Raw genomic sequence first — 6,098 nt, forward strand, 5'->3', positions numbered from 1 at the left:
GGGTTCGCGAACACCTGTTGGCGTTCGGTCCGGGCGCTGAGCACCTCCACCCGCCGGCCGCTCTCCTTCGCGGCGGCCGTGGCCGCGTCCTGCGGTGACCGGCCGCCGACCGGCGCCGTGGGTGGCGCCGCCCGCGCCGGATCGACGAGCTCGACCCCTGCCACGGCAAGTGCCACGATGGACAGACCGGCCAGCCACGATCGCCAACGGCGCATGACGCATTCCTCCCCCGCAGACACCGCTCCCCCGCGGGAAGCGCGCGCCGGAGATGCTTCCAGCGGCCGCCTTCACCTCTGCTTCACCGCAGGCGCCGGCCGAAGCGAACGTCGTGAGTGGACGCGATACTCGCCGCATTCAGACCGGCTTCGTCGGGTGGACCGTCACACCACCGTGGTCGTCAGCTCGCGCAATTTGATCCGGACGCGGTCGGCGTCCGGCTCGCCCAGTTGGTCCAGCACGGCCAGTGCCTCCTGCCACGACCGCCGAGCCGCGTCCCGCGCACCGGACGCGTGCAGCGTGTCGCCGAGGTGTGTGAGGGTGTTCGCCTCGCCGTACCGATGCCCCAGCTCCCGCCGCAGGCGCAGGGCCGTCTCGTAACACGCGACGGCCTGCCGGTGATCACCCAGGTGGTGGTGGGCGTAGCCCAGGTTGTCCCAGGTGGCCGCCTCGGCCACCCGGTCGCCGACGCCGTCCAGCAGGGCCAGCGCCAGCCGGTTGAAGCGCAGTGCGAGCCGGTGCCGGCCCACCTGGCTGTGACACCAGCCCACGCTGCCGACCGCCCGGGCGCGCTGGGCCCGGTTGCCCTCCGGCGGGTAGAGCACGAGGGCCCGCTCGGCGTGCCACAGCGCGCCCGTCCGGTCGCCCTGGCGTTCCAGCAGGTACGACAGCCCGTGATGGGCCCGGGCCTGGCCGGCCCGGTCGTCGAGCCGCTCGTACACCTCGAGGGCCTGTCGCAGATGCAGGTGCGCCTCGTCGTTGCGCGCCAGGCGCGTGTACGCATAGCCGAGGCCGCGATGGGCGCGGGCCTGCTCGGCGATGTTGCCCAGCCGCCGGGCGGCCGTGAGCGCGATCGTCAGGCAGGCGGCGCGGTCCGGCCACAGGCCGCGCCACTGCTGGAAGTCGGCGAGTGTCCACGCCAGCTGCCAGGCATGGGTCTCGAAACCGCCGCGGCCCGCCCGTTCGACGGCGGCCAGCAGCCCGTCGTGCTCACGGGCGAACCAGGCCAGGGCGTCCTCGCGATCGGTCGGAACCCGCACCGCTGCCGCCGGATCCGGCGGGGTGAGCTCGATGGCGTCCCGCAACGGCTCGAGGACCATGGCCGCGGCGTGCGCCGAGTGCAGATAGTGATCGAGGACGCGCCGCAGGCCGCCGCGCCGCTCGGCCGGGTCGTGCCCGTCCGCCAGCTCGGTGGCGTAGACGCGCAGGAGGTCGTGCACGGTCCACCGGCCGGGCACGTGTTCGACCACCAGGTGCGCGTCAGCGAGCTCCCTGAGCAGCGGCAGCAGGTCGGGCGGCGCGACTCCCGCCAGGGCGGCCAGCGTCTCGGTCGACATGTCCGGTCCCGGGTGCACGCCGCACAGACGGAACAATCGCGCCGCCGGCTCGCCGAGCTTCCGGTACGACCAGGAGAAGACGGCACGCACATCGGTCGCCGCGTCCGAGCCGGAGAACTCGTCGAGCCGTTCCCGTGCGGCCCGCAGTTGCGCGGCCAGCCGGCCCAGGCGAAGGCCGGGACGCTGCGAGGCGCGGGCGGTCGCGATCGAGAGCGCCAGCGGCAGGCGGGCACACCGGTCGACGATCTCGGCCACGGCGGCGGGATCCGCCTCGACCCGCCGCTCCCCGAGTCGCCGCACCATCAGTTCGCGGCTCTCGGCGGCAGTGAACCGGTCCAGTTCCAGGCTCTGCGCGCCGCCGGCCGCGATCAGGCCGGTCAGCGGATCGCGGCTGGTGACGATCACCGCAGGTCCGGAGCCGCCGGGCAGCAGCGGCCGCACCTGATCCGCGGCGGCGGCGTTGTCGACCACCACGAGCACCCGCCGCCCGTCGAGCAGCGACCGGTACAACGCACTGCGGCCGTCCGGGTCGGACGGTATCGACGCGTCCGGCACGCCCAGTCCGCGCAGGAACAGCGTCAGCGCCTGGCCGGCGGACAGGGGCGGGCGATGGTCGTAACCGCGGAGATCGGCCCACAACTGACCGTCCGGGAACCGGTGCGCCACGCGGCGGGCCCAGTGCAGGGCCAGCGCGGTCTTACCGACACCGGCCGTACCCGAGATCACCATGATCGTCGGCGCGCCGGCACCGTCCCACTCGTCCGGAGCGAGCAGGGTGTCGAGCCGGCTCACCTCGCCGGTCCGGCCGGCGAAGGAGGGCACCGCCGCGGGCAGCTGTCGCGGAACGGCGGGCAGCAGCACCGACCCGGTGTCTGGCGATCGCAGGCCGCCGAGCACAGTGGCATGCGTCCGGCGGAGTTCCTCGCCGGGCTCGATGCCGAGCTCGTCGATCAGATGCCGGCGCGCGGCGTGGTAGGCGGCCAGCGCGTCGGCGCGGCGGCCGGCACGGTGCAGCGCGGTCATCAGCTGGGCCCAGAAACGTTCCCGCAGTGGGTGTTCGGCGGTGGCATCGATCAGTTCGGCCACGATCCGGTCGTGCCGGCCCAGGCGCAGGTCCGCGTCGAACCGGCGCTCCAGGACGTGCAGGCGCCGCTCCTGCAGCTGCGTGAGCCGGTGCCGCAGGTGTTCGAAGGACAGGTCGGCCAGAGGCTCGCCTCGCCACTCGATCAGCGCCGCCCGCAACGCCTCCGCCTCGGCAACGGCGTCGGAGCGTTCCGCGGCTCGGTCGGCCTCGCGGAGCCGGCGCTCGAAGCGCCCCAGATCGATCTGATCGGCCGGCACCTCGACCAGGTAACTCTCCGGCCGCGTCCGGATCAGTCCCGGACAACCGGCCGCCTCCAGCACCGCGCGGAGTCGCACAACGGCGACCTGGGTGGCGCGACGCGGATTGGCCGGCTGGTCGGCACCCCACAAGGCGCCGGCGAGATCCCCGACGGTGACCGGCCGCGAGGCGTTCAGCAGCAGCGCGGCGAGCAGGACGCGAAGCTTCGGCGAGGTGACCGGTACGAGCCGGTCCCGCACCCGCACCTCGAACGGGCCGAGCAGGCGGAACTCGACGTCCGGATCCTTCGGCCGCGCAGCTCGCGCGGCCTCCATCGTTACCGCACTCAAAGTCGCTCCCCCACGTCACAGCAACTTGCCCAGCGATCCACGCTAGGCGTCGAACGGTGCGCTCCACAGTGCCAAACGGCGCGAAATCTGCTAGACCAAGTCGACGTGGAACTCTTCCTGGATCCGGACGACTCCCGGCCGCTGTCCACGCAGCTCTACGAGCAGCTGCGCACCGCGATCGTGGAGGGCCGGCTGGAGCCGGGTGCCCGGCTCACCCCGTCCCGCACCGCGGCCGCCGACCTGGGCGTCGCACGCGCCACGGTCACGGACGCCTACGGCCGGCTCAGCGCCGAGGGCTACGTCGAGGGACGGTCCGGCGGTGGCAGTGTGGTGAGCGCGGCGCCGGCGCACGTTCGGACCCGTGTCTCGGTCCCTGCCCTGGCACCGACCGAGCGGGCGGCCGCGATCGCGGCCTACGATCCGGCGCCCGGCGCCCGGGCCGCGTTCGACTTCCGCCCGGGCCGCCTCGATCCCGCCTTGTTCCCGGTGGCGGCCTGGCGCCGCTGTGTCGTGCGCACGCTGGACCGGGCGCCCGGGCAGTACGAGGACCCGGCCGGGACACCGGAGCTGCGGGAGACGCTCGCGCACTGGGTGGCCCGCTCGCGCGGGGTGTCGGCCACCGCCGAGGAAACCTTCGTCACCTCGGGCGCCGGGCACGCCGTCGACCTGATCGCACGGGTCCTGGCGGAGCCCGGGACGACCGTCGCCGTGGAGGAGCCCGGATATCCCCCGGTGGTCGCGGTGCTGCGCAGCCACGGCTTGCGGGTGGTCGGTGTGCCGGTCGACGATCACGGCATCGTGGTCGAGGCCATCCCGGCGGAGTCGCGGATCGTCTACGTCACCCCGTCCCACCAGTACCCGCTGGGCATGGTCATGGCCCGGCGCCGACGGCTGGAGCTGCTGGACTGGGCGGCCCGGGCCGGCGCGGCCGTCATCGAGGACGACTACGACAGCGAGTTCCGGCACACCGTCCGGCCGCTGGAACCCATGCAGCGCCTCGATCGGGACGGCCGCGTGATCTACGTCGGCACGTTCAGCAAGAGTCTGTCCCCGGCCCTGCGGATCGGTTTCCTGGTCGCCCCCGCCACGCTGATTCCCGCCTTGCGCGCCGTCCGGCAGGCCGTCGACTGGTGTCCCCCGCCGGCGACCCAGCAGGCGCTCACCCACTTCATCGCCGACGGCCATCTCGACCGGCACCTGCGGCGCAGCCGGCGACGGTACACCGACCGGCATCGGCTGATGCGGGAAGCGCTGGACCGGTTCCTGCCCTCCGGCTATCACGTGCTGCCCGCCGAGGCCGGGCTGCACCTCACCGTGACCGGGCCGGCCGACGCCGCCGACGCCGAGCTGTGGCCGGCCCTGCGGCAACAGGGCCTGCAGGTGTCCTCGCTGCGCTACACCTACGCTTTCGACGAGCCGCGGTCCGGGTTCCTGCTCGGCTTCGCGGCCCTGCCGGAGCAGTCGGTCGGTCCGGCGGTGCGCGGCTTGAGCGCCGCCCTCGCAGCCTCTGCCCATCACCGCTGAAGGGCCGCATCAGACTCCCTCTCGCAGGTTGAGCAGTTGCTGCGCATGTCCGGGAAGTTCGACCGCGGCAAGGCCGGAGATGATGTCCCGCAGCGCCAGCGGCTGATCGACCAGGACCTCGCCGTGCGAGATCAGCAGCGTTGGGATCAGCGTGCCGAGCTCGGCCTCGCTCAGGGCCGGTACCAGCGCGCAGAGTGCGTCGCCCTGGCGGCGGATGCGCTCGAGCAGGCCCGTTCGTCCGCCGGTGAGGCCGATGACGCGCTCGATCGTCCAGGTGTCGGAGGCGATCCGGTTGTCATAGGTCACGACCGCTCCCGAGACCACCGCGGAGACGGCCTCGATGGTCGCGGCGTTGACGAGTACGACGTGAGCCAGGACCTGGTCGGCGCTCCACTCGTCCCGCCGCCCCGGGCCAGCGCCGGCCGCGGTGGCAGCCGCCGCGTCGAGCAGGGTGCGGAAGCCGTTCCGGAGCGCGGCGATGTCCATGATGATCTTCCCTCTTCCGGTGGGGTCAGTGGCTGATCAGGACCAGCCGGACGGCGACGGTGGCCAGCACCACGCCGGTGATCTGCTCGATCCGCGCCACCACGCGCGGACGCCGCAGCCAGCGGCCGAACCGCTCGATCGCGGCGATGTACGTGCCGAACCACGCCAGGTAGAGCACGGCGAAGATCCCGGAGAGCAGCAGCGCCTCGGCCCGCGGTGAGCCGCTGTCCGCGCTGAGGAACTGGGGCAGGAACGTGACGAAGAACAGCGCCACCTTCGGGTTGAGCGCGTTGGACAGGAAGCCCTGCCGCAGGTACGCCGCCCCGCGTCGCGGAGCCACGGGCGCCTCGTCGGCCGCCGGCGTGTGCGGTGAACGCACCGCCGACCACAGCATCCGGGCGGCGAGCCACAACAGGTACGCCGCGCCGACGATCTTCAGCACCGTGAACGCCGTTGCCGATGCGAGCAGCAGCGCCGAGAGCCCGACCGCGGCGGTGCCCGCGTGCACGGCCACCCCGAGCACGCCGCCGAGCAGGGTCAGCAGTCCGCCGCGCCGGCCGCCGACCAGTGCGTTGCGGGTGATCAGGGCCTGGTCCGGGCCCGGCAGCATGATGAGCACCAGTGCCGCGAGGGCGAAGCTCGTCATCGCCGTCTCCTCTCCTGGAAGTCTGGAGTTGACGATGCCGGACCCCGATCCATAGGTCCAATGCCAATTCCGGCATCCATCCATGCCAAGAATTTATGATTGCGGCCCGAGGCGTGGTCGTCAGCCGGCGACCGCCAGCACGACGGCTCCGGTGCCCAGCGGGACGTCGAGCAGCATGCAGAACTCGGCCAGCGAGCGCGAGACGACCCGGTTCCGCC

At 73.1% G+C, this 6,098-nt stretch carries 5 protein-coding genes; 1 reads left to right on the top strand and 4 read right to left on the bottom strand.

What is annotated here, in order from left to right; genetic code table 11:
* The coding region (locus AB0M20_RS22185) for a hypothetical protein (RefSeq protein WP_364300974.1) at nt 1-215 on the bottom strand (215 nt) is incomplete at its 3' end.
* 165 nt (nt 216-380) lie between these two features.
* Nucleotides 381-3,224 (bottom strand): BTAD domain-containing putative transcriptional regulator, encoded by a 2,844-nt coding sequence (locus AB0M20_RS22190; protein WP_364300976.1) that lies wholly within the window; start codon nt 3,222-3,224, stop codon nt 381-383.
* A 105-nt stretch (nt 3,225-3,329) separates the two neighbouring features.
* Here AB0M20_RS22190 and AB0M20_RS22195 point away from each other — a divergent pair, with 105 nt between their 5' ends.
* A complete protein-coding gene (locus tag AB0M20_RS22195; RefSeq protein ID WP_364300978.1) occupies nt 3,330-4,748 on the top strand; it encodes a PLP-dependent aminotransferase family protein in 1,419 nt (472 codons plus the stop codon).
* Nucleotides 4,749-4,757: 9 nt separating this feature from the next.
* Here the strand turns inward: AB0M20_RS22195 and AB0M20_RS22200 are convergent, their stop codons facing one another.
* Both AB0M20_RS22200 and AB0M20_RS22205 read right to left on the bottom strand, forming a co-directional pair.
* Nucleotides 4,758-5,234 carry a hypothetical protein gene (locus AB0M20_RS22200; protein ID WP_364300980.1) on the bottom strand — a complete coding sequence of 159 codons (477 nt, stop codon included), beginning with the start codon at nt 5,232-5,234 and terminating at the stop codon, nt 4,758-4,760.
* A 25-nt stretch (nt 5,235-5,259) separates the two neighbouring features.
* Nucleotides 5,260-5,880 carry a LysE family translocator gene (locus AB0M20_RS22205; protein WP_364300982.1) on the bottom strand — a complete coding sequence of 207 codons (621 nt, stop codon included), beginning with the start codon at nt 5,878-5,880 and terminating at the stop codon, nt 5,260-5,262.
* Between the last annotated feature and the right edge of the window lie 218 nt (nt 5,881-6,098).

The organism is Actinoplanes sp. NPDC051633 (genome assembly GCF_040681735.1).
Taxonomy (GTDB): Bacteria; Actinomycetota; Actinomycetes; order Mycobacteriales; family Micromonosporaceae; genus Actinoplanes.

What these genes read in the sequence shown, in the direction of transcription:
- AB0M20_RS22200 (WP_364300980.1), bottom strand. Translation starts at nt 5,234, where the DNA reads ATGGACATCGCCGCGCTCCGGAACGGCTTCCGCACCCTGCTCGACGCG.
- AB0M20_RS22205 (WP_364300982.1), bottom strand. Translation starts at nt 5,880, where the DNA reads ATGACGAGCTTCGCCCTCGCGGCACTGGTGCTCATCATGCTGCCGGGC.